Source organism: Kitasatospora humi (assembly GCF_020907985.1).
GTDB lineage: Bacteria > Actinomycetota > Actinomycetes > Streptomycetales > Streptomycetaceae > Kitasatospora > Kitasatospora humi.
This window is the reverse complement of record NZ_JAJJPA010000037.1, coordinates 1-21,027: the sequence shown is the minus strand read 5'-3', so window position 1 is coordinate 21,027 and position 21,027 is coordinate 1. Positions and strand designations below refer to the sequence as shown.

The following is a 21,027-nucleotide window of genomic DNA, read 5'->3' as shown; positions in this document are numbered from 1 at the left end:
CTCAGTGTCCTGGTGATGCGGAGGTGAACCGACGTCCGCCCCGAACCGTTGTCTGACGGCCAATCAACTCCCGACCCTCATCGGCACCTTGGCTGTCGCCAACGGCGCCGGTCAGAGGGGGTGCGGTCGATGGGCAAAGGTATAGTCCACTGTTCATCCGGCGGCAATAGTCTCTCCACCGGCAACACCTCTTGAGGCTCAAAGCGTTGCCGGCGGTGCAGCATGTGCAATGTTCAGGAAGCCTGCGTGTTGCAGCCGGCCAACTGAATCATGCCCGCGGACACGGAGATTAGCGCGCTACTGCTTGCATGAACATAGAAATGAGCAGTTTCGTGCAGACTACGACGCGGTTGCTCAAACCTGGATGCCTTTTGACGTACCCCGGCGGTGCGAACGGCTACCCGCCACATCCTGGCTGGGCATCCGCTCGCTGAGGAGCTCCACCCCGTCGCCGCTGAGCGCGGCCAGCCCCGCCGGACGCCCGGTGATCACCAGCAGCAGGTCCAGCATCGGGCCGCTCACCTCGGGGCCCTCGCCCACCGACCAGTCGGTGTCGGTCGCGGTCAGCTTCAGCCCCGCCACCCGCTTCTTGCCGCCGATCAGGAAGTTGGAGCGGCGGTAGAAGTCGGCACAGGCGGTCAGCGCCGCCATCGGGTACTCATGGGCGATGCCCAGCGGGCGCCTGATGTCCTCGGCGTGCACGACCGTCTCACCGAGCCAGGCTTCGTCCGGCCCGCGCGGGTGGGTCTGCGAGTCGACAAGCAGCTCGAACACCTTCACGGTGGCGGACGGGCGGCCCCGGGTGAACTCATGGATGTCCCGGTCGGTCATCCGCTGGAAGTTGAACCGCGCCTTGACCGCCTTGCGGACGAAGTCGGCCTGCGTCATCCGGGCGGTGGCGGCCATGTGCGCCAGCACGTCGCGCACCGTACGGCCCGCGCAGAGCGAGAAGACCGTCCACTGCGCGGGCGCCAGCTGCCGCACGTCCTCGAGCAGCGCGCGCCGCTCGGCATGGATCATCGGCCAGAGGTCCTCGGAACTGGCGTCCATATGTCCGGCATAGCACAGACCGCGCTCCCCCACCTGGGGAGAGCGCGGTCCGGGTGCTACGGGCTGCGGCGGTCAGCCGTTGATGAGGCTGCGCAGCACGTACTGCAGGATGCCGCCGTTGCGGTAGTAGTCCGCCTCACCGGGGGTGTCGATGCGGACCACGGCGTCGAACTCGACGTCGCCGGCCTTGACCTTGACGGTCTTCGGGGTGCGGCCCTCGTTCAGCTCGGTCACGCCGGCGATGGAGAAGGTCTCCTCACCGGTCAGGCCCAGGCTGTCGGCGCTCTGGCCCTCGGGGAACTGCAGCGGCAGCACGCCCATGCCGATCAGGTTGGAGCGGTGGATGCGCTCGTAGGACTCGGCGATGACGGCCTTGACACCGAGCAGCGCGGTGCCCTTGGCCGCCCAGTCGCGGGACGAGCCGGAGCCGTACTCCTTGCCGGCCAGGACGACCAGCGGGATGCCGGCGGCCTGGTAGTTCTGCGAGGCGTCGTAGATGAACGACACCGGGGCGTCGGCCTGGGTGAAGTCGCGGGTGTAGCCGCCCTCGGTGCCCGGCGCGATCTGGTTGCGCAGGCGGATGTTGGCGAAGGTGCCGCGGATCATCACCTCGTGGTTGCCACGGCGCGAGCCGTACGAGTTGAAGTCGCGCTTCTCCACACCGTGCTCGGTCAGGTACTGCGCGGCCGGGGTGCCGACCTTGATGTTGCCCGCCGGGGAGATGTGGTCGGTGGTGACCGAGTCGCCCAGCTTGGCCAGCACCCGGGCACCGGCGATGTCCTGCACCGGGCTCGGAGTCTTGGCCATGCCCTCGAAGTACGGGGGCTTGCGCACGTAGGTGGACTCGGCGTCCCACTCGAAGGTGTTGCCGGTCGGGATCGGCAGCGACTGCCAGCGCTGGTCACCGGCGAAGACGTCCGCGTAGTCCCGGGTGAACATGTCCTGGTCGATGGAGTTGGCGACCACGTCGGCCACCTCCTGCTCCGACGGCCAGATGTCGGCGAGGAAGACGTCGTTGCCGTCGGCGTCCTGGCCCAGCGCGTCGCGGGTGATGTCGACGTTCATGTTGCCGGCCAGGGCGTAGGCGACCACCAGCGGCGGGGAGGCCAGGTAGTTCATCTTGACGTCCGGGTTGATCCGGCCCTCGAAGTTGCGGTTGCCGGACAGCACCGACACCACGGCGAGGTCGGCCTCGTTGACCGCGGCCGAGACCTCCTCCGGCAGCGGACCCGAGTTGCCGATGCAGGTCACGCAGCCGTAGCCGACCAGGTTGAAGCCCAGCTTCTCCATGTACGGGAGCAGGCCGGCCTTCTCGTAGTAGCCCATGACGACCTTGGACCCGGGGGCCAGGGTGGTCTTCACCCAGGGCTTGACGTGCAGGCCCTTCTCCACGGCCTTCTTCGCCAGCAGGGCGGCGCCCAGCATGACGGAGGGGTTGGAGGTGTTGGTGCAGGAGGTGATCGAGGCGATCACCACGGCGCCGTTGTCGATCTCGTACGACGAGCCGTCGGGGGCGGTGACGGTGGTCGGCTTGGAGACCTCGGTGGAGTAGCTCGGCAGCGCCTCGGCGAACTTGGCGGCGGCCTCGGCCAGCACCACGCGGTCCTGCGGACGCTTCGGGCCGGCGATCGACGGGACCACGGTCGCCAGGTCCAGCTCCAGGTACTCGGAGTAGACCGGCTCGACCGACGGGTCGTGCCACAGGCCCTGGGCCTTGGCGTAGGCCTCGACCAGGGCGAGCTGCTGCTCGTCGCGGCCGGTGAGCTTGAGGTAGTTGATGGTCTCGGCGTCGATCGGGAAGATCGCGCAGGTCGAGCCGAACTCCGGCGACATGTTGCCGATGGTGGCGCGGTTGGCCAGCGGGATGGCGCTGACGCCGGCGCCGTAGAACTCGACGAACTTGCCGACCACACCGTGCTTGCGGAGCATCTCGGTGATGGTGAGCACCAGGTCGGTGGCGGTGGCGCCGGCCGGCAGCTGGCCGTTCAGCTTGAAGCCGACCACCCGCGGGATCAGCATCGACACCGGCTGGCCGAGCATCGCGGCCTCGGCCTCGATGCCGCCGACGCCCCAGCCGAGCACACCGAGGCCGTTGACCATGGTGGTGTGCGAGTCGGTGCCGACGCAGGTGTCGGGGTAGGCCTGGCCACCCCGGACCATGACGGTGCGGGCGAGGTGCTCGATGTTGACCTGGTGCACGATGCCGGTGCCGGGCGGGACCACCTTGAACTCGTCGAAGGCGGTCTGGCCCCAGCGCAGGAACTGGTAGCGCTCCTTGTTGCGGCCGTACTCGATCTCGACGTTCTGGGTGAACGCGTCCTTGGTGCCGAACTTGTCGGCGATCACCGAGTGGTCGATGACCAGCTCGGCCGGGGCCAGCGGGTTGATCTTGGCCGGGTCGCCGCCCAGCTCCTTGACCGCCTCACGCATGGTGGCGAGGTCCACCACGCAGGGCACACCGGTGAAGTCCTGCATGATCACGCGGGCCGGCGTGAACTGGATCTCCTGGCTCGGCGCGGCGTTCGGGTCCCAGCCGCCGAGGGCCCGGATGTGGTCGGCGGTGATGTTGGCGCCGTCCTCGGTGCGGAGCAGGTTCTCCAGCAGCACCTTGAGGCTGTACGGCAGCCGCTCGGAACCCTCGACGGCGGAGAGCTTGAAGATCTCGTACGACTCGTCGCCCACCTGCAGCGAGCTGCGGGCGTCGAAGCTGTTCGCGGACACGACTGACTCCTTCTAGGTACTTCGTGCAGCACGTGGGGGTCCGGGGGACCACACGAGGAAGCCCGGGGATCGCCTATCGGCAAGTATCTTGATGTCGAGATAAATCATAGGCTCGAGTTATCTCGATGTCGAGATAAACCATAGTGCATACACCGACTGAGAGTGACGTCGGCACCCTCCGACGCGCCCCACCGAGTCGACTGCCGCGGCGATGCCTCCGCACCGCCGGCCCTTCGGACGGCCTGCGGTGCGGACCGCCCGTCGGGCCCGCCCGCTCAGTCGGCCAGGGTCGCCACCAGGACCGCCTTGATGGTGTGCAGGCGGTTCTCGGCCTGGTCGAAGACGATGGAGTGCTCGGACTCGAACAGCTCGTCGGTGCACTCCAGCTCGGCCATCCCCGTCGCCTCGTGGAGCTGCCGGGCCACGGTGGTGCCCAGATCGTGGAAGGCCGGCAGGCAGTGCAGGAACTTCGCCCTCGGATTGCCGGTGGCCCTGACGGTGTCCATGGAGACCTGGTAGGGCTTGAGCTCGGCGATCCGCTCCGCCCAGACCTCCTTGGGCTCGCCCATCGACACCCAGACGTCGGTGTACAGGAAGTCGGCGCCGGCCACCCCCGCGGCGACGTCCTCGGTCAGGGTGATCCGGGCGCCGCTGGCCTGCGCCAGCCGCTCGGCGCAGGTGCGGATCTCCTGGGTGGGCCAGTACTTCGCCGGGGCGACGATCCGCAGGTCCAGGCCCAGCAGGGCGCCGGTGATCAGCAGCGAGTTGCCCATGTTGTACCGGGCGTCGCCGAGGTAGGCCAGCGCGACCTCGGACAGCGGTTTGTCGCTGTGCTCCTGGACGGTCAGCATGTCGGCGAGCATCTGGGTGGGGTGCCACTCGTCGGTGAGGCCGTTCCACACCGGCACCCCGGCGTGCTCGGCCAGCTCCTCGACCACTGACTGCCCGTGTCCGCGGTACTGGATGCCGTCGAACATCCGGCCGAGCACCCGGGCGGTGTCCTTCACCGACTCCTTGTGCCCGATCTGCGACGCCGAGGGGTCGAGGTAGGTGGTGCCGGCGCCCTGGTCGTGTGCGGCCACCTCGAAGGCGCACCTGGTGCGGGTGGAGGTCTTCTCGAAGACCAGCGCGATGTTCCTGCCCCGCAGTCGCGGCTGCTCGGTTCCGGCGTACTTGGCGGCCTTGAGCTGGGCGGCCAGCTCCAGCAGGAAGCGGAACTCCTCGGCGGTGAAGTCGAGCTCCTTGAGGAAATGCCGGTTCCTGAGGTTCAAGGCCATGCCGGGCTCCTGGGGTGACGGGATCAACGTGGCAACAGTATACGGATATTGGAATTTATATACAGAGGCGCGATGGGACGGCAGGCGGTGCGGAGCCCGGCGGCGACGGCGTGGTGAGGGGAAGGGTCGACACCGTGGTGAGGGGAAGGGTCGACACCGCCTGGTCGGGCCCGACCAGGCGACCCGAACCGGCCCGGAGGGTGGGCCGACCCCGGCCCGGAGGGCGGGCCGAACCGGCCCGGAGGGCGGGCCGGTTGACCCGGAGGGCGGGGTCGGTTGCCCCGGCCCGGTCCGACAGGGGGCGGGGGCGGCTCCGCCCCGGGGCACCGCCCGGTAGCGGTCCCCGGGGGACGGGCGGGCGCTCAGAGACGGGGGTCCACTGGCTCCGACTCCAGGGCGAGGACCGCGAAGACCGGCTCGTGCACCCGCCAGAGCGGCTCACCGTTCGCCAGCCGGTCCAGCGCCTCCATGCCCAGCGCGTACTCACGCAGCGCCAGCGACTGCTTGTGGCCCAGCGCCCGCCCGCGCAGCACCCCCAGGTGCTCGGTGTAGTCCGGGCCGTAGATGATCCGCAGGTACTCCCGCCCACGCACCTTCAGACCCGGCTGGACCAACCGGCCCGGCCGCCCCTCACGTGCCGCACCGCGCACCACCGAGGCCAGCGGCTTGACCACCATGCCCTCGCCACCGGCCGCGGTGAGCTTCTCCCACCAGGCGGTTGCGGCGGCGGTCGAGGCCTCGTCGGCGGTGTCGACCAGCAGGCGACCGGTGGTCCGCAGCAGCGGCTCGGCTGGGTGCGCCGCCGCATCTGCCGCCACCAGGCGGTCCAGCCACTCCAGGTGCCGGTCGTGCGGCCGCGCCGCCAGGTTGGCACCCTCGGCGGCCAGCAGCTGGAACGGCGCCAGCCGGATACCGGTCAGCCCCTCGGTCGGCCAGCAGTAGCGCCGGTAGGCCACGGTGAAGGCGGTGGCGTCGGCGGCCCGGCGGCGCTGGCGCTCGGTCAGCTCGGCCAGCCCGCCCATGCCCCGCTCGGTGGCCAGCCGCAGCGCGTCGAGGACCTCCGGCAGCACCGCGCCGGCCGCCGCCCCGACCGCGGCGTACTGCCGGCGCAACAGCTCCACCGCCTTGAGCGACCAGGGCAGCAGCTCGGCGTCGAGCAGCAGCCAGCCGGTGGCCAGCTCGTCGAACAGGCCGGCCGATTCGGCCGCCGTCCGGATCCGGTCGAGCACCGCCGCGGTCAACTCCTGGTCGTCCAGGAACGCCCGTCCCGTCCTGGTCCAGATCGCACCGGGACCGGCCACGCCGAACCGCCGCTCCAGCGCCGCCACGTCCCGCGCGACCAGCAGCACGGCCCGCGAGCCCATGTGCTTCTCCTCGCAGACCACCTGCCGGACGCCGGCGGCCAGATAGCTGCCGAACGCCTCCTCGGGGTGCTCCAGGTACCCCTCGCGCTGCGACGTGGGGCTCGGGGCCATGGTCGGCGGCAGGTAGGCGAGCAGCCGGGGATCAAGGGCGAACCGGCTCATCACTTCCAGTGCGGCGGCGGCGTTCTCCTCCCGCACGGCGATCCGGCCGTGCAGGGCGGTCTCCACGGCCCGGCGCCCGATCACGTCCGCCAGGTCGAGCGGTCGCCCGTCCCGGGCGCCCGGCGCATCGGAGACCAGCGGCCGCACCGGGGCGTACCACTCCCGCTCGGCGGGGACGCTGACCAGCTCCCGCTCCGGGTAGCGCAGGGCGGTCAGGCTTCCGCCGAAGACGGCGCCGGTGTCCAGGCAGATGGTGTTGTTGAGGAAGCTGGGGACCAGCACCGGAGTGTGCCCGTACACCACCAGCGGCTTGCCCCGGTACTCCTCGGCCCACGGGTAGCGGACCGGCAGGCCGTACTCGTCGGTCTCCCCCGTGGTGTCGCCGTACAGCGCGTGCGAGCGGACCCGGCCGGAGGTGCGGCCGTGGTACTTCTCCGGCAGGCCGGCGTGGCAGACCACCAGTCGGCCCTCGTCCAGCACGTAGTGGCTGACCAAGTCCCGGATGAAGGACCGCACTTCGGCGACGAACTCCGGCGACTCGGCAGCGAGCTGGTCCAGCGACTCCCGCAGTCCGTGCGAGACCGTCACCTGTCGGCCGCTCAGCGCCCGACCGAGCTTGTTCTCGTGGTTGCCGGGCACGCAGAGCGCGTGGCCGCCGGCCACCATGCCCATCACCAGGCGCAGCACCCCGGGGGTGTCCGGGCCGCGGTCCACCAGGTCGCCGACGAACACGGCGGTGCGACCGGCGGGCGGCACCGCGTCCACCGGGCGGCCCTGCTCGTCGCGGACGAGCCGGTAGCCGAGCTTGTCTAGCAGGGTCTCCAGCTCGGCGCGGCAGCCGTGGACGTCGCCGACGATGTCGAACGGACCGGTGCGCTCCCGCAGGTCGTTCCAGCGTCGCTCCACCACGATCTCGGCGGCCGCCACCTCGGCCTCGCCCCGCAGGTGGTGCACCCGTCGGAAGCCCTCACGTTCCAGGCCGTTCAACGAGCGGCGCAGCTCACGGTGCTGGCGCTGGACCACCTGCGGGCCGAAGTCCCGCTCCGGCCGGGCGCGGTTGCGCTCGACGCAGACCCCGGGCGGCACGTCGAGCACGATGGCGATCGGCAGCACGTCGTGCTCCCGGGCCAGCGCGACCAGCTGCTTGCGGGCGCCGGGCTGCACATTGGTGGCGTCCACCACGGTGAGCCGGCCGGCCGCCAACCGCTTGCCGACGATGTAGTGCAGAACGTCGAAGGCGTCGGCCGAGGCGGACTGGTCGTTCTCGTCGTCCGAGACCAGCCCCCGGCAGAAGTCGGAGGAGATCACCTGGGTGGCCGCGAAGTGCCTGCGGGCGAAGCTGGACTTGCCCGCGCCGCTGGTGCCGACCAGCACCACCAGGGCGAGGTCGGTGACCGGCAGCCGGCGAGGGGCCGCCGGGGCGGACGCAGTCGGCTCGGCACCGGTACCGGGGTCGGTGCTGGTGGGGTCGGTGGACTCGGTCATCGGTCGCTCCCTTCGGCGGCTCGCGACGGGCTGTCGGCTGGGTGGGTGGTGTGGGTGGTGCCGGGCTGGGCGGCTGGGTGGGTGGTGTGGGTGGTGCCGGGCTGGGTTGCGGCGGTCAGTTCGGCCTGGCGGAAGGCGGCCAGCTGGCTGGGCGGGCCCACCTCCGGGTCGTCCGGGCCGACCGGCTGGAAGGAGACGCGGTAGCCGTACTGGGCCGCGACCCGTTCGGCCCAGGCCCGGAAGGCAGCCCGGTCCCACTCGAAGCGGTGGTCGCCGTGCCGGAGCCGACCGGCCGGCAGGCTCTCCCAAAGCACGTTGTACTCGGCGTTCGGCATGGTCACCAGCACGGTGGCCGGGTGGGCCGCACCGAACACGGCGTACTCCAGGGCCGGCAGCCGGTCCTCGTCCAGGTGCTCGATCACCTCGCAGAGCACCGCCGCGTCGTACCCGCGCAGCCGCGCGTTGGTGTACGTCAGCGCGCCCTGGAGCAGCCGGACCCGGGCGGCCTGACGTTCCGGCAGCCGGTGCAGCCGCAGCCGCCGGGCGGCGACCGCGAGCGCGCCGGCTGAGACGTCGACCCCGAGGATCTCGGTGAACTGCCGGACCTTCAGCAGTTCGCCGATCAACTCGCCCTGACCGCAACCGAGATCGAGCACCCGAGCGGCTCCGTCGGCTCGCAGCAGGTCGAGGATCGCCGCACGGCGCTGCCCGGCCAGCGGCAGCGGGCGCTCCCCGGCGGTTGCGTCACCGGCGTCACCGGCGGTATCCGCGCCGTCCGCGTGCGCGGCGGTCCCGGTGTCAGCGTCGGTGTCGGCGCCGGTGCCGGTCTCGTCGGTGGCGTCGCCCTGGGGCGGCATGGCGTCGTCCAGCTCCTCCGGTTCCCGCTCCTCGGCCTCGGCCAGTCGGACCAGCTCCAGTCGGCGCAGTGCCTCGTTCGCCAGTGACCAGCGCCGCTGCAGGTACCGACGGACGATCAGGGCGCGCTCGGGGTGCTCGGCGAGCCAGCCCGCCCCAGCGGCCAGCAGCTTGTCCACCTCGTCCGGGGCGACCCAGTAGTGCTTGGCACCGTCCAGCACCGGCAGCAGCACATAGAGGTGCTGCAGTGCATCGGCCAGCCGCAGCGTGCCGGTCAGCTCCAGCCGCAGGTAGCGCGAGGTGCCCCACTCCGGGAAGGACTCGTCCAGCGGTATCGGCACGGCCTCGACCTGCCACCCCAGCGGGGCGAAGAGCCGCTCGACCAGCGACGGCTCATCGGCTCGACTCGGTTCGCCCTGGGCTGCGACCGCCGGCAGCAGCACCGTCAGCGGCCTCGGCTGCTCGGCCAGGCCGGGCCGCTGAACGCAGACACCCTTCATCGCGCTGCGGAAGACCGTGCGCAAGGCTACGGCGAGCAGCGAGGAAGCGGCGTACGTGCGGTCGTTGACGTACTGGGCCAGCGCCGCCGCCCCGGTCGACCCGGCCCGGCTGGTCGGTGCCCGGCCGCGAGACCGGCGGACCAGCCCGATCGGATCCACCTCCAGCAGCAGGGCGGCGGTGCAGCGCTGGTTGCCCACTTCGGGGTAGAACACCGTCGCCTCGCCGTACGCGGTGCTGAACTGCTGCACCTTCTCCGGGTGCTTGTGCAGCATGTAGCCCAGGTCGGTGGCGGGCTGGGCGTCGGTACCGGTGGTGGTAATCGAGATGAACACCCACCGGAGTATCCCGGGCGGCACGGTCGCCCGGCACCCGAATTTGCCCGGTGGGCCCGCAGCACCGGTCCACCGCCCGAGCCGTTTCGGCAGCCCGGACCGGAATTGGTTACGGTGCACGATGTGACTGCTGAAACGACCTCCTCCGCCCCCCGCGGCGCGGTGGCCGCGGGCCTGGCGACCATCGCCGCCGACGGCACCGTGCTCGACACCTGGTTCCCCTCCCCCGTGCTGTCCGCCGAGCCCGGCCCGGCCGGCACCGTCCGGCTGACCGCCGAGCAGGCCACGGCCGAGCTCGGCGCCGGCGCCGCCCAGGCGCTGCGCAACGACGCCCGCCGCGGCGTCGAGGTGGTCGCCGTGCGCACCACCATCGCCTCGCTGGACGAGAAGCCGCTGGACGCCCACGACGTCTACCTGCGCCTTCACCTGCTGAGCCACCGGCTGGTCCGGCCGCACGGGCAGAACCTGGACGGCATCTTCGGTCTGCTGGCCAACGTGGCGTGGACCAGCATCGGCCCGGTGCCGGTGGACCTGGTCGAGCAGGCCCGCCTGGCGGTCCGTGCCGAGGGCGGTCAGCTGGCCGTCTACGGGATCGACAAGTTCCCCCGGATGACCGACTACGTGGCCCCGAGCGGCGTGCGGATCGCACACGCGGACCGGGTCCGGCTGGGCGCGCACCTGGCCGCCGGTACGACCGTGATGCACGAGGGCTTCGTCAACTTCAACGCCGGCACCCTGGGCACCTCCATGGTCGAGGGCCGGATCAGCGCCGGTGTGGTGGTCGGCGACCACAGCGACGTCGGCGGCGGCTCCTCGATCATGGGCACCCTGTCGGGCGGCGGCAAGCAGGTCGTCTCGGTGGGCGAGCGCTGCCTGCTCGGCGCCAACGCGGGCATCGGCATCTCGCTGGGCAACGACTGCGTGGTCGAGGCCGGCCTCTACGTCACCGCCGGCACCCGGGTCACCGCCCCGGACGGCACGGTGGCCAAGGCCCTCGAACTGTCGGGGCAGGACAACCTGCTGTTCCGCCGCAACTCGCAGTCCGGCGCCGTCGAGGTGATCGTCCGCTCCGGCTCCTGGGGCGGCCTGAACGCGGACCTCCACGCGCACAACTGACGGCCGGCCACCTGGCGACCACCCGCGAGCCCCGGCGATGTTCACCCCTGCCGGGGCTCGCGGCCTGCGATGACGCGGCATCACTCGGTGGACTGAGCGCACCGCCGAACCGGTGACCAGCGCCCACCGGGGTTCGTTGGATCGGCGGGGCCACCGCCCTGCGGTGTCGGCCGGCCAGGCGGCACCGCCGTCCGAGCGCGGCCGCGCGCTCCCGAGCCGGAAGGCACCGCGCATGACCGACCCCAGGCCCCAGACCCCGCAGCGCCCCGCCACCGACGGCAAGACCGGCGCCGCAAAAAGCCTCCTGGAGCAGTTGCAGGACATGCTCGCATCGGTCAACGCCGATCTGGCCGACCTCGGATCGGATCTGGAGGCCGCCGGTGCCCGCGCGGTGGACCAGCGCGCCGACGACCCGGCCACGGAGAGCGCCACCACCCGGTAGCGCGGTACCGCCGCGGCGCCGTCGGCGCACCGCCACGACCGACTCCGGGCCGGCTCCCGGTCGGCCTCCTCCGGCGGCGCTCCCTCGGCCTCACGGGAAGCCCGGCGCAGCACTCGGAGCAGCTCGACCACCAACTCCCGGCATTCGTCCCCGGCATCCACCCCGTCCACCGCTGCCCAGTAGGCACACTGGCCGGGCGAGGCATGGCTGACCGCGATCAGCACCTGCGACACCTCGGCGAGCAGCCGGCACAGCTCCTCCAGGGCCGCCACCGGCTCGCCGAGGCCGGTCAACCGGTGCACCCGGCCGGGCGGCGGCTCCTGGGCGCCGGTCTCGGACTCCACCGCCGCGCCCAAACGAGCCCGAGCGTGCCCGCCCGCCGCAGCCAGCAGCTCGCCGAGGGCGGCCGGCTCGCCGTCCCGGTGATCGCTCAGCAGCCCGCCCACCGCCTCGGTGAGCCGGGCCGCCTGCCAGGCCTCGGTCAGCACCTGGTCATGGGAGCGCGCCTCGGCAAGTGACGGCCGGGCGCTCTTGATCAGTCGCACTGCGTCCATGTCCGGGCTCCCGTCGCTCGATTGCGGGTCGGCCGGCCTGCCGACCCGTCAAAATCGAGCGTGCGCCCCTGAGCGGCGGACCGCGAACACCATCGCCGAGCCTGTGGAAAACCCTGGGCCTGTGGACAACTCTCCACAGCCCGAGGCGGACCCGCCGGGGCGGACCACCCCGGCGGAACCACCCCCGGCGGACCGCCCCCTACTCCTGCGGTGCCGGTGGGAAGCGCAACTCATTGCGGTCGATCTTGTCCGCCAGCGCCACCAGCGGATCTACCTGCACCACGGCGCAGAACTGCAGCAAGTAGGCCAGCACATCGGCCACTTCGTCCCGTACGCGGTGCGCCTGCTCGGGGTCGGCCATCACCGCCGCGGCCTGGTCCGGCGTCAGCCACTGGAAGATCTCCAGCAGCTCCCCGGCCTCCACGGTCAGCGCTGCCGCCAGGTTCTTCGGCGTGTGGAACGGCTGCCAGCGGCGGGCGGCGGCGAACCGGGCCAGCCGCTGGGTCAACTCGTCGAGGCTCAGCGCCTGCTTGCCCGCTCCCTGGTCCCGATCACCCGAAGCATCGCCACCGTCCAGGGCACCGCCGCCACGCGCAGCACCGCTGTCGCGGGAAGCACCCCTGTCGCGCGGAGCATCGCTGTCGCTCAAGACGTCACTCACCATGTCGCTCGCTGTGCTACTCACTGCACCCCTCCCTGCGTCCCTCACTGCTAAAGATCTACCGCATCACCGGTCCCCTGCTCCGGGACTCTCGGCTCCGCCGCCCCGTCCGCCCCGCTCTCCAGTACGCTGTGCCCGCTCACCGGATCGCGTCGGCAGGACACCAGCGCGACGCCCGGCAACTGCCGTGCGGGCCCCGGATCCTGCAGCGCCGCGAGCAGCCGGACGTGCTCCTTGGCGCACATCTCCCGGGCCAGCCGCAGCAGCGCAACGACCTGCTCGTTCGCCAGACCGGCTCCCAGGTCCTCGGCCAGCACCGTCAACTGCCGCCGTGCCCAGGGCACTTCGGCGGCCGGGTCGACGTTCAGCACCCCGGCGCCGGTGAGCAGCACCGCCGCGAAGGCGAGCAGCCGCAGCATCCCGTCGGACGCCTGGTCGGCCCGGGTGCGCCCGAGCACGCCCTCGTCGAAGACGGCGAGCACCCGCTCCTGGACCCCGCTGCCGCGCCGGTCCACGTCCAGTCCGAGCAGCGGGTGCGGGGCAGCCGCCTGCACCTCCTTGAGCAGCCGGCCGTAGCGGCGCGAGCACTCGCCCTGCAGCCGGGCCAGCAGCGCCGAGGTGTTCGCCGCGCTGGACAGCAGCCGGGTCTGCGGATCCGCGGGCACCCAGCCGCGCATCAACGCGGGCACCGGGTGCACCGGGAAGACCTCGCGCAGCGCGGTGAGCAGCTGCTCGGCGGCGGCCAGCACCTTGCGCTCCCCGGCCGAGGAGCCGGCCACCCGCAGCGGGATCTGGGTGGTGATCAGGGCGGAACTGGGGAACGGCGCGCGGATGTCGCCCTGCCTGCTGTCGTTGTGCCAGCTGACGTTGATCCGGCCACCGGCGACGTCCTGCTCGCCGGTCTCCACCAGGGTCTGCCCGTCGAGCGCCAGCCACTCGCGGGCCACCCGGACCCGGCCGTCGGTGCGGATCACCAGCTCCAGCCGGATCGGTCCGGCGCAGGAACGGACGGAGCAGCCCAGGATGATCGCGTTGCGTCCGTGCGGAACGCAGCCGCGCAGCCCGCCCCGCACCGGGGTGGCCAGCGGCCCGCCGCTCCCGCCGATGCCGTCCAGCGAAGGCCCGATCTCCTCGCCGAGGGCCAGTCGGGACAGCACCGCCAGGGCGTCCAGTGCGTTGGACTTGCCGACGCCGGACGGGCCGTGCACCACGGTGAGCGGGCCGAGCGGCAGGGTGGCGCGGCGGTAGGACTTGAACGAGGTGAGCCGTAGCTCCTCCACGGTGGGCCTTACGGCCGGACGGGGCTCGGGCGCCGCCGCGGCGGCGGGCGGGGCGATGGGGTCGGGGCGCAGGTCGACTTCGCTGGTCACCGAGGTGACGCTACTGTCAGGCCGTCAGGTGGCGGGCCGCAGAAACGTGACGGCAGCTCAGGGTTCATCCCAACGAGCGGCCACCACCGTCAACTGTCCGTTGACCGCTGGTAGCTGCCGAGGCGCACCGATCCGGTCACCGCGATCGGCTCGGGCAGTGCGGCCAGCGCCGCGGCCAGCGCCGCCGGTTCGGTGTGCCAGGCGTTCGGTCCCATGCCGACCACGGCGGCCGCATCCCGGTGGCTGAGGCGCAGTTCGAACTCGATCTGGTGCTGCGCCTCGGGCCGCAGCCACGGCCCGAGCTTCTCCGCGATCCGCCGCTCCTTCTCCTCGTCCACGGCCAGCAGTCCCAGCGCGGCCACCAGTTCGCGCAGGTGGCGGGTGGTCGGGGAGACCACCAGCAGCCGCCCGCCGGGCCGCAGCACCCGCTGGATCTCGGGGCCGTTGCGCGGCGCGAAGGCGTTGAGCACGAGGTCCGCGCAGCCGTCGGCGAGCGGCAGCTGGCGCCAGGCGTCGCAGACCACCGCACCGGCCCGGGGATGGGCCCTGGCCGCACGGCGCAGCGCGAACTTGGAGATGTCGAGCGCGGCACCGGCCGCCCGGGGCAGGGCGTCCAGCACCCGGGCCAGGTAGTGGCCGGTGCCGGCGCCGAGGTCGGCCACCAGAGCGGCGTCGGGGTCGAGCGCGGCAACGGCTTCGGCGAGCGCGGCCGCGATCGGCGCGTAGTGCCCGGCGGCGAGGAAGTCCGACCGCGCGGCCACCATCTCGGCGGTGTCACCGGTGCCGGTGTGCGCGCCGGTCGGCAGCAGGCTGACGTAGCCCTGCCGGGCGACGTCGAAACTGTGCCCGGCGGGGCAGCGCAGGGACCGCCCGGACTGGTCGAGGGCCAGGCCGAGCGCGCAGTGTGGGCAGGTCAGGTACTGCTCGATGTCGCGGAGCACCGACCAACCTTAAGGCAGCGCGGACCGTTAATCCGTGTCGGAGTCCTCCGGCCCGTCCTCCCCCGGCACGGCCTCTCCCTCGGCCTCGTCGACGATCCAGCCCTGCAGCCGCTGGGCCACTGCGTCCACCCCGATCCTGCCCTCCCGGATCGCCCGCGCCAGGCTGCGCACCTCGCGGGCCGTGGTGGCGACGTGGCAGCCGCTGGCCACCAGGTAGGCGTAGGCCACGGCGGTGGCGTAGAGCTCGTTGGACCGTTCCAGCGCCGGCACCCGGATCAGCTGGTGCATCAGGGCGGCGGCACGGTCCTGCGGCTCGGGGTAGACCGCGATGTCGAAGATCGACGCCTGGTGCCGGGTGATGGCCGCCAGCAGCGATCCGTAGTCGGTCACCTGCGGGTCGGAAGGGGTGTACTGCTCTGCGGTCATGAGCAGCCAGGAGAGGTCGACCTCCAGGTTCAACGACGCCCACCCTGCCGGTCGCCGGGCGCGACCGGGTCGCCGAACTCAGCGAGGAACTCGCTCTCGTACTCCTTCATGAACTGGGCGGCGGCGTCCACGAAGCGCAGCCCTGTCTCGCCCATGTCCTGCCGGACGAGCTGCTCGATGTACTGGTTCATGCTGATCCCCTGCTGTTCCGCCCGCTCGCGGGCCATCTCAGCGGTGGTGGCGTCCACCCGCACGTTGAGCTGCTTCTTACCCATGTCCTCGAAGCTAGCGCTCATCCGCTAGCACGACAAGGGCGCGAACGAAAGCCCGAAGACTCTCGTTCACGCCCTTGTCGACTTCAGTACGCCTCGCGGTCAGGTAGGCCGTGGTCAGGCCGCCCCGCGATCAGGAACGCCGCTGGTCCGGCTCCCGGCCGGTCGGCTCCAGAATGGCCACGCACTCGAAGTGATGGGTCATCGGGAACAGGTCGAAGGCCCGCAGCGAGACCGGTCGGTAGCCGCCCTCGGCGAAGAACGCCAGATCGCGGGCGAGCGCCGCCGGGTCGCAGGCCACGTAGGCGATCCGACGGGCCCCCAGCGACGCCAGGTGCGCCACGGTCGCCCGGCCGGCCCCGGCCCGCGGCGGGTCCAGCACGATCAGGTCGGTGGCGGTGATCCCGGTGCGCGGCAGCAGGGTCTCCACCTTGTCGCACTCGATCCTCACCTGCTCCAGCGCGGCCAGGTTGTGCCGGGCGTCGGCCACCGCCTGCTTGCCCGACTCGATGCCCAGCACCGCGCCGTCCTCGCCGACGCGGTCGGCCAGCGCGCCGGCGAACAGGCCCACGCCGCAGTAGAGGTCGAGCGCGTTCTCGCCCCACTGCGGGTCCAGCCCGTCGAGCACGGCGGCGACCAGGGTGTCCGGCGCCTCGGGGTGGATCTGCCAGAAGCCGCCGTTGCTCACCCGCCAGGTGCGCCCGGCCGCCCGCTCCCGCACGAAGGAGCGCCCGTGCACCTTGTGGAAGAGCTCCTGCTCGTCGACCCGGACCAGCGAGACCGGCTTGTCCAGCTCGACCAGCGGCAGCTGCTCGCCCGGCAGCGGGCGCATGATCAGCTGGCGGTCCGACGAGCCGGTGGCGGCGATCGCCTCCACCGACTCCAGGCCGGTCCAGTCCCGCGACTCGATGCCCAGCTCGGTGACGCCCTCGGCGGCGATCAGGCAGCGGTCGATCAGCTGCACCTCGTGCGAGCGGTGCTTGCGCAGGCCGACCCGCCCGGTCTCCTGGTCGACCGTGTACTGCACCCGGGTGCGCCAAGCCGGCACCTGCCCGGCCGGCAGCTTGCCGCCGACCGGCTCGACGCTGCCGTCCCAGCCCGCCTGCTCCGGGGTCAGCCCGGCCAGCTTGGCGAGCTGCTCGGTGAGCACCGCGGCCTTGAGCTTGCGCTGGCCGCCGGGGCTGACGTGCTGCCAGTCGCAGCCACCGCACCTGCCGGGGCCGGCGAACGGGCACGGCGGCTCGATCCGGTCCTTGGCCGCCTCCAGCACCTCGACCGCGTCGGCCCGCAGGAACCGCGAGGTGGTGGTGCCCTCGGTCACCTCGGCCACCACCCGCTCACCTGGCAGCGCGTGCCGGACGAAGAGCACCCGCCCCTCGTGCCGGGCCACGCAGTGCCCGCCGCCGTGCGCGACCGGGCCGACCTCCAGCTCGTAGCGCTCGCCGACCAGCGACTCACCGCTGGGCGCCTCGGGCTTGCGGGCCCGGGCCGGCTTGGCCGGACGCTGCGCCCGGGGCTGCTTGCGCTCGGCGGCCTGCTTCCGGTCGGCGGGCTGCTTGCGCTCGGCGGCCTGCTTCCGGTCGGCGGGCTGCTTCCGGTCGGCGGACTGCTTCCGCTCGGCGGACTGCTTCCGGTCAGCGTTGCTCTTGCGCTCGGCAGGAGCGGCCGCCGGCTCCGCCCGGCGCTCCCCGGGCGCCAGCGGCGCGGTCTGCGCCGTCAGCCCCTCCCGGTCGGTGGCGGCCGGCCGGGCCGGCTTGGCCGACCAGCGCGGCCGGGCGACCTGCCCGACCCGGGCGGCCTTGGCGCCCTTGCGGGGCTGGCCGGAGGAGGCGGAGCGGGGGGTGTGGCGACTCACTTGGCGGGATCCTTGTCGGGGCTGGCCGAGGCGGCGGGGATTTCCACCGCAGCCCCCGACGGTACCGTGCGGCGCCGCGGTTCGCCGCGTCGGACGTCCCCGGGCGCCGAGTAGCTGCGCACCGCGCGGCGCCGCTCCGAGGACTCCAGCTGCCAGGGCACCGAGGTGACCATCACGCCGGGCTTGAAGAGCAGCCGTCCCTTGAGCCGCAGCGCGCTCTGGTTGTGCAGCAGGTGCTCGTACCAGTGGCCCACCACGTACTCGGGGATGTAGACGCTGACCACGTCGCGCGGCGAGGAGCTGCGCAGCCTGCGCACGTACTCCAGCACCGGTGCCGTCACCTCGCGGTACGGCGACTCCAGCGCCTTGAGCGGCACCTGGACGTCCTGCTCCTCCCACTGGGCCCGCAGCTCGTCGGTGTCCGCCTGGTCGACGTTCACGGTGACCGCCTCCAGCGTGTGCGGCCGGGTCAGCTCGGCGTAGGCGAGCGCGCGCAGGGTCGGCTTGTGCAGCTTGGAGACCAGCACGATGGCGTGGATCCGGGCGGGCCGCACCGGCTTCTCGTCGTCCAGGGCCAGCTCGTCGGCCACCCGGTCGTAGTGCCTGCGGATCGCCTTCATCATCACGAACAGCGTGACCATGGTGGCGATCGCGATCCAGGCGTGGCCGATCTTGGTGACCAGCACGACCAGCAGCACCGCGGCGGTCATCACCAGCCCGAAGCCGTTGATCAGCCGGGAGCGCTGCATCCGGCGCCGCTCCTTGGGGTCGGTCTCGGTGCGCAGCAGCCGGGTCCAGTGCCGGATCATGCCGGACTGGCTCATGTTGAACGACACGAAGACGCCGACGATGTAGAGCTGGATCAGCCGGTTGGGGTCGGCGTCGAAGGCGGCGATGAAGACCACCGCGACGGCGGCCAGCAGGATGATGCCGTTGGAGAAGGCCAGCCGGTCGCCGCGGGTGTGCAGCTGGCGGGGCAGGTAGCGGTCCTGGGCCAGGATCGAGCCGAGCACCGGGAAGCCGTTGAAGGCGGTGTTGGCGGCGAGCACCAGGATCAACCCGGTGACGGCGGCGATGAAGTAGAAGCCGGGCGTGAAGTTGGAGAAGACGGCCTGGCTGATCTGGGCCAGCGCGGTCTTCTGCTGGTAGCCGGCCGGGGCGCCTGCGAGCTGCTGGGCCGGGTTCTCGGCCATCTGGGTGCCGGTCAGGTGGGCCAGGTAGATGATGCCCATGAACATGGTCACCGCGATGCCGGCCATCAGCAGCAGGGTGGTCGCGGCGTTGCGGCTCTTGGGCGTCCGGAAGGCGGGCACGCCGTTGCTGATCGCCTCCACGCCGGTGAGCGCCGCGCAGCCGGAGGAGAACGCCCGCAGCAGCAGGAAGACCAGGGCGAAGCCGGTGAGCGCGCCGTTGCCGGGGGTCGCCTCCAGGTGGAAGCCGGCGCTCTCGGCCCGCATGGTGTCGCCGAGCAGCAGGTGGCGGAACAGGCCGTAACCGACCATGCCGATCACGCCGATCATGAAGGCGTAGGTGGGGACCGCGAACGCGGTGCCGGACTCCCGCACCCCGCGCAGGTTCATGCCCATCAGCAGCACGACCAGGGTGATGCTCAGCGCCAGTTCGTGGCCGTGCAGGGCCGGCACGGCGGAGACCACGTTGGCCACGCCGGAGGTCGTGGAGACCGCCACCGTGAGCACGTAGTCGACCATCAGCGCACTGGCCACCACCAGGCCCGAGTTGGATCCGTGGTTGACGGTGGCGACCTCGTAGTCGCCGCCGCCGCTCGGATAGGCGTGCACGTTCTGGCGGTACGAGGCGACCACTGCCAGCATGACGACGGCGACGACGACGCCGATCTGCCAGGAGAAGTGGATGGCGGAGACACCCGCGATGGACAGGGTCAGCAGGATCTCCTCGGGCGCGTAGGCCACCGAGGAGAGGGCGTCCGAGGCGAACACCGGCAGCGCGATGCGCTTGGGCAGCAGCGTCTCGCCCAGCTTGTCGCTGCGCAGCGCGCGGCCGATCAGGATCCGCTTGGGCACGTCGGTCAGGTTTGGCACGTTAAGGAATCGTAAGGGTTCTTGCCCTCCTTGCTGCCACCACTCCGCAGGCTCCATCGAGACCTCGTTCTACGGAGCGGCTAGTGTCGAATGGCGGGCCCGCGGGCAACACTCCGGTTGCCACGCCGCCCGTCTGATGTGACAAGCGGCCCGGACAGCGCCCGCGTCAGCCGGGTACGGAAGGAAGATCGAACGGTGTTTGCGCAGGTCAAAACCCCAACGAGCCTGGTGAGGTAAGTGCCGTGCACATCGTGATCATGGGCTGCGGACGGGTGGGGTCGGCCCTCGCCAGAGCACTTGAGCGACAGGGCCACTCGGTCGCCGTCGTCGACCAGGACCCGACCGCGTTCCGCCGACTGGGCGCCGGATTCCACGGCCGCCGGGTCACCGGCGTCGGCTTCGACCAGGACACCCTGCGGGAGGCCGGCATCGAGGAGGCCGGTGCCTTCGCCGCGGTCAGCAGCGGTGACAACTCCAACATCATCGCCGCCCGGGTGGCGCGGGAGAACTTCGGCGTGGAGCACGTCGCGGCCCGGATCTACGACCCGCGCCGGGCCGAGGTCTACCAGCGCCTGGGCATCCCGACCGTGGCCACCGTGCGGTGGACCGCCGACCAGATGCTGCGCCGGCTGCTGCCGAGCGGCTCCGAGCCCCTCTGGCAGGACCCGAGCGGCAGCGTGCAGCTGGCCGAGGTGGCGTTCGCGCCGTCCTGGGTCGGCCACAAGGTCACCGCCCTGGAGGAGGCCTCCGGTGCCCGGGTGGCGTTCATCACCCGGCTCGGCGAGGGCGTGCTGCCCGCCCCGCAGATGGTGGTGCAGGAGGGCGACCTGGTGCAGGTGATGGTGCGCAAGTCCGAACTCGCCGCGGTAGAGGCCGTGTTCGCGGGCGGCCCGAAGGAGGGTGAGTGATGCGGGTAGCGATTGCGGGAGCGGGGGCGGTCGGCCGCTCGATAGCCGGCGAGCTGCTGGAGAACGGCCACGAGGTGCTGCTCGTGGACAAGAACCCGAACGCCATCTCGGTGGAGCGGGTCCCGACGGCGGAGTGGCTGCTCGCCGACGCCTGCGAGATCACCTCGCTCGACGAGGCGGCCCTGCAGCGCTGCCACGTGGTGATCGCGGCCACCGGTGACGACAAGGTCAACCTGGTGGTCTCGCTGCTGGCGAAGACCGAGTACGGGGTGCCGCGGGTGGTCGCCCGGGTCAACAACCCCAAGAACGAATGGCTCTTCAACGAGGCCTGGGGCGTGGACGTCGCGGTCTCCACCCCGCGCCTGATGTCGGCCCTGGTCGAGGAGGCGGTGAGCGTCGGCGACCTGGTCCGGCTGATGCGGTTCAGCCAGGGCAACGCCAACCTGGTGGAACTCACCCTGGCGGAGGACACCGGGCTGGTCGGGACCAGGGTGGGTGACGTCTCCTGGCCGGTCGACACCGCGCTGGTGACCATCATCCGGGAGGGCCGGGTGCTGGTCCCCGGCCGGGACGACACCCTGGAGGGCGGCGACGAGCTGCTCTTCGTGGCCGCGCAGGAGCGCGAGGACGAGCTGGGCCGGCTGCTCTCTGCGGGCACGCAGTAGCCGCTCCCGA

16 protein-coding genes and 1 pseudogene are annotated in these 21,027 nt (G+C 71.9%); 4 read left to right on the top strand and 13 right to left on the bottom strand.

Annotated elements, in window-relative coordinates; translation table 11 throughout:
- Positions 1 to 354: 354 nt before the first annotated feature.
- The 5 genes from LN042_RS27015 to LN042_RS26995 form a co-directional block, all read right to left on the bottom strand.
- The gene (locus LN042_RS27015) at positions 355 to 1,050 is read right to left on the bottom strand and encodes a maleylpyruvate isomerase family mycothiol-dependent enzyme (RefSeq protein ID WP_230053996.1); all 696 of its coding nucleotides are present in this window, start codon (positions 1,048 to 1,050) and stop codon (positions 355 to 357) included.
- A 72-nt stretch (positions 1,051 to 1,122) separates the two neighbouring features.
- A complete protein-coding gene (acnA, locus tag LN042_RS27010; protein ID WP_230053995.1) occupies positions 1,123 to 3,771 on the bottom strand; it encodes an aconitate hydratase AcnA in 2,649 nt (882 codons plus the stop codon).
- Between the two features lie 275 nt (positions 3,772 to 4,046).
- On the bottom strand, positions 4,047 to 5,048 hold the full coding sequence (gene argF / locus LN042_RS27005; protein WP_230053994.1) for an ornithine carbamoyltransferase: 1,002 nt from the start codon (positions 5,046 to 5,048) through the stop codon (positions 4,047 to 4,049).
- Between the two features lie 362 nt (positions 5,049 to 5,410).
- The gene (locus tag LN042_RS27000) at positions 5,411 to 8,059 is read right to left on the bottom strand and encodes a polynucleotide kinase-phosphatase (RefSeq protein WP_230053993.1); all 2,649 of its coding nucleotides are present in this window, start codon (positions 8,057 to 8,059) and stop codon (positions 5,411 to 5,413) included.
- Positions 8,056 to 9,747, bottom strand: coding sequence for a 3' terminal RNA ribose 2'-O-methyltransferase Hen1 (locus LN042_RS26995; RefSeq protein ID WP_230053992.1), 1,692 nt, complete (start codon positions 9,745 to 9,747; stop codon positions 8,056 to 8,058). The genes LN042_RS27000 and LN042_RS26995 overlap by 4 nt, the downstream gene beginning before the upstream one ends.
- Positions 9,748 to 9,870: 123 nt before the next feature.
- Here LN042_RS26995 and dapD point away from each other — a divergent pair, with 123 nt between their 5' ends.
- Both dapD and LN042_RS26985 read left to right on the top strand, forming a co-directional pair.
- Positions 9,871 to 10,863 (top strand): 2,3,4,5-tetrahydropyridine-2,6-dicarboxylate N-succinyltransferase, encoded by a 993-nt coding sequence (gene dapD, locus LN042_RS26990; RefSeq protein WP_230053991.1) that lies wholly within the window; start codon positions 9,871 to 9,873, stop codon positions 10,861 to 10,863.
- Positions 10,864 to 11,095: 232 nt separating this feature from the next.
- Positions 11,096 to 11,305, top strand: coding sequence for a hypothetical protein (locus LN042_RS26985; protein ID WP_230053990.1), 210 nt, complete (start codon positions 11,096 to 11,098; stop codon positions 11,303 to 11,305).
- Between the two features lie 173 nt (positions 11,306 to 11,478).
- On the opposite strand, the pseudogene LN042_RS38095 reads toward LN042_RS26985, so the two are convergent.
- The 8 genes and pseudogenes from LN042_RS38095 to LN042_RS26945 all read right to left on the bottom strand — a co-directional run.
- Positions 11,479 to 11,859 (bottom strand): annotated as a pseudogene (locus LN042_RS38095) (DUF6099 family protein); the annotation flags it as partial.
- A gap of 199 nt (positions 11,860 to 12,058) precedes the next feature.
- Positions 12,059 to 12,382 (bottom strand): nucleotide pyrophosphohydrolase, encoded by a 324-nt coding sequence (locus LN042_RS26975; RefSeq protein ID WP_230054035.1) that lies wholly within the window; start codon positions 12,380 to 12,382, stop codon positions 12,059 to 12,061.
- A 188-nt stretch (positions 12,383 to 12,570) separates the two neighbouring features.
- Positions 12,571 to 13,890, bottom strand: a complete 1,320-nt coding sequence (locus tag LN042_RS26970; protein WP_230053988.1) for an AAA family ATPase — start codon at positions 13,888 to 13,890, stop codon at positions 12,571 to 12,573.
- Positions 13,891 to 13,979: 89 nt separating this feature from the next.
- On the bottom strand, positions 13,980 to 14,831 hold the full coding sequence (locus LN042_RS26965) for a putative RNA methyltransferase (RefSeq protein WP_230053987.1): 852 nt from the start codon (positions 14,829 to 14,831) through the stop codon (positions 13,980 to 13,982).
- Between the two features lie 27 nt (positions 14,832 to 14,858).
- Positions 14,859 to 15,290 (bottom strand): fic family toxin-antitoxin system, toxin component, encoded by a 432-nt coding sequence (locus tag LN042_RS26960; RefSeq protein WP_230053986.1) that lies wholly within the window; start codon positions 15,288 to 15,290, stop codon positions 14,859 to 14,861.
- Positions 15,287 to 15,532 (bottom strand): toxin-antitoxin system HicB family antitoxin, encoded by a 246-nt coding sequence (locus LN042_RS26955; RefSeq protein ID WP_230053985.1) that lies wholly within the window; start codon positions 15,530 to 15,532, stop codon positions 15,287 to 15,289. Before LN042_RS26955 ends, LN042_RS26960 begins: the two co-directional genes overlap by 4 nt.
- Before the next feature lie 130 nt (positions 15,533 to 15,662).
- Positions 15,663 to 16,979 (bottom strand): class I SAM-dependent RNA methyltransferase, encoded by a 1,317-nt coding sequence (locus LN042_RS26950; RefSeq protein ID WP_230054034.1) that lies wholly within the window; start codon positions 16,977 to 16,979, stop codon positions 15,663 to 15,665.
- A 401-nt stretch (positions 16,980 to 17,380) separates the two neighbouring features.
- Positions 17,381 to 19,444 carry an APC family permease gene (locus LN042_RS26945; RefSeq protein WP_230053984.1) on the bottom strand — a complete coding sequence of 688 codons (2,064 nt, stop codon included), beginning with the start codon at positions 19,442 to 19,444 and terminating at the stop codon, positions 17,381 to 17,383.
- 242 nt (positions 19,445 to 19,686) lie between these two features.
- On the opposite strand from LN042_RS26945, the gene LN042_RS26940 reads away from it, so the two are divergent.
- Both LN042_RS26940 and LN042_RS26935 read left to right on the top strand, forming a co-directional pair.
- Positions 19,687 to 20,352 carry a potassium channel family protein gene (locus tag LN042_RS26940; RefSeq protein ID WP_230053983.1) on the top strand — a complete coding sequence of 222 codons (666 nt, stop codon included), beginning with the start codon at positions 19,687 to 19,689 and terminating at the stop codon, positions 20,350 to 20,352.
- Positions 20,352 to 21,017 (top strand): potassium channel family protein, encoded by a 666-nt coding sequence (locus LN042_RS26935; RefSeq protein WP_230053982.1) that lies wholly within the window; start codon positions 20,352 to 20,354, stop codon positions 21,015 to 21,017. The genes LN042_RS26940 and LN042_RS26935 overlap by 1 nt, the downstream gene beginning before the upstream one ends.
- The last annotated feature ends 10 nt before the right edge of the window (positions 21,018 to 21,027 follow it).

Excerpts from the sequence above, each read along its gene's own strand:
- argF (WP_230053994.1), bottom strand. The coding sequence starts at position 5,048 with ATGGCCTTGAACCTCAGGAACCGGCATTTCCTCAAGGAGCTCGACTTC.
- LN042_RS27015 (WP_230053996.1), bottom strand. The coding sequence starts at position 1,050 with ATGGACGCCAGTTCCGAGGACCTCTGGCCGATGATCCATGCCGAGCGG.
- LN042_RS26955 (WP_230053985.1), bottom strand. The coding sequence starts at position 15,532 with ATGGGTAAGAAGCAGCTCAACGTGCGGGTGGACGCCACCACCGCTGAG.
- LN042_RS26935 (WP_230053982.1), top strand. The coding sequence starts at position 20,352 with ATGCGGGTAGCGATTGCGGGAGCGGGGGCGGTCGGCCGCTCGATAGCC.
- LN042_RS26985 (WP_230053990.1), top strand. The coding sequence starts at position 11,096 with ATGACCGACCCCAGGCCCCAGACCCCGCAGCGCCCCGCCACCGACGGC.
- LN042_RS27000 (WP_230053993.1), bottom strand. The coding sequence starts at position 8,059 with ATGACCGAGTCCACCGACCCCACCAGCACCGACCCCGGTACCGGTGCC.